This window comes from Arthrobacter sp. HMWF013, assembly GCF_003061105.1.
Classification (GTDB): domain Bacteria; phylum Actinomycetota; class Actinomycetes; order Actinomycetales; family Micrococcaceae; genus Arthrobacter.
In genome coordinates this window covers 1-1478 of record NZ_QAIQ01000695.1, presented here as the reverse complement: position 1 = coordinate 1478, position 1478 = coordinate 1, and the positions used below count along the sequence as shown (strand labels likewise).

The window sequence follows — 1478 nt, the reverse complement described above, 5'->3', positions numbered from 1 at the left end:
TCTTCAACACCATGAGCATTTTCCTGCTCTCGGCCGTCCCGCAGCTCGCCGTCGCGCTGTTCCTGGCTGCGGTGCTGGACCAGAACCTCCGGGCCAAGACCTTCTGGCGCATGAGCATCCTGCTGCCGTACATCGTGACCCCGGTGGCGGTGGCCATGATCTTCACCAACATGTTCGGTGAGCAGTACGGCCTGATCAACAACATCCTGGGAAACTTCGGCTTGGACCCGGTGATGTGGAAGAACGAAACCCTGCCGAGCCACATTGCCATCGCCACCATGGTGAACTGGCGCTGGACAGGCTACAACGCCCTGATCCTTCTTGCGGCCATGCAGGCAGTGCCGCGCGACCTGTACGAATCGGCGGCCCTCGACGGCGCCGGTGCAGTCCGGCGGTTCTTCAGCATCACGCTGCCCAGCATCAGGCCCACCATGGTCTTTGTGGTCATCACGGCCACCATCGGCGGCCTCCAGATCTTCACCGAACCCAGGCTGTTCGATCCCGCCACGGCCGGCGGATCGCAGCGCCAGTTCCAGACCACCGTCCTGTACCTCTGGGAGATGGCCTTCCAGCGCCAGAACTTCGGCAAAGCCTCAACCATCGCGTGGCTGCTCTTCCTGATCATTGTGCTGTTCGGCCTCATCAACTACCTGATCTCGCGCCGGATCGCGACCGCGGATGCGGCAAAACTGTCCCGGCGTGCCCGGAAACTGGCTGCCGGCGCGAACACGTCCGGCCATAACCCGTCCGGCCGTAGCCCGTCCGGCCATGACGCTGACGGCAAGAGCGGTTCACGCACGCAGGCTGAAAGGACTGAACGATGAGCATTATCGATCGCGCGGAGTCTGTCTCCGCCGAGGCTCCACCTGCCAGGACTTCCGCGGCAGGGACGCCGCCGGCAAAGGAGGCCCGGAAGGGGAGTGCCGGCGCCCTCCGGAAGCGGTTCTTCGGCACCGGGGTGCGCCCTGGTTTCCTCAGCTACGGGCTTCTGCTGGCGTTCCTGGTCTCCTCCGCCTACCCGCTGTGGTGGTCCGTGGTGATCGGCAGCAGGTCCAACGAGGCCTTGGGGGAGACGTGGCCACCGCTGCTGCCCGGTGGAAACTTCTGGACCAACGTGGGCGAGGTTTTCGACACCGTCCCGTTCTGGCTCGCGCTCGGAAACAGCGTCCTGATCTCCGGAATCATCACCATCTCCGTGGTGGGCTTCTCCACCCTCGCCGGCTACGCCTTTGCCAAGCTGAGGTTCCGCGGCCGCAACGGCCTCATGCTGATGGTGGTTGCCACCATGGCCATCCCCACCCAGCTGGGCATCATCCCGCTGTTTATGGTCATGCGGACCCTCGGCTGGACAGGCGAGATCGGCGCCGTCGTGGTTCCAACACTGGTGACCGCCTTCGGCGTCTTCTTCATGCGGCAATACCTGGTGGACGTCATTCCTGACGAACTCATTGAATCCGCCCGCATGGACGGCGCCACCA

The 1478-nt window shown here is 64.1% G+C and carries 2 protein-coding genes; both read left to right on the top strand.

The window, feature by feature from the left end:
• On the top strand, positions 1 to 824 hold an 824-nt coding region (locus DBR22_RS22540), incomplete at its 5' end, for a carbohydrate ABC transporter permease (RefSeq protein ID WP_108600814.1).
• Positions 821 to 1478: carbohydrate ABC transporter permease (locus DBR22_RS22535; RefSeq protein ID WP_258229409.1), on the top strand; the 658-nt coding region annotated here is incomplete at its 3' end. The genes DBR22_RS22540 and DBR22_RS22535, both read left to right, overlap by 4 nt.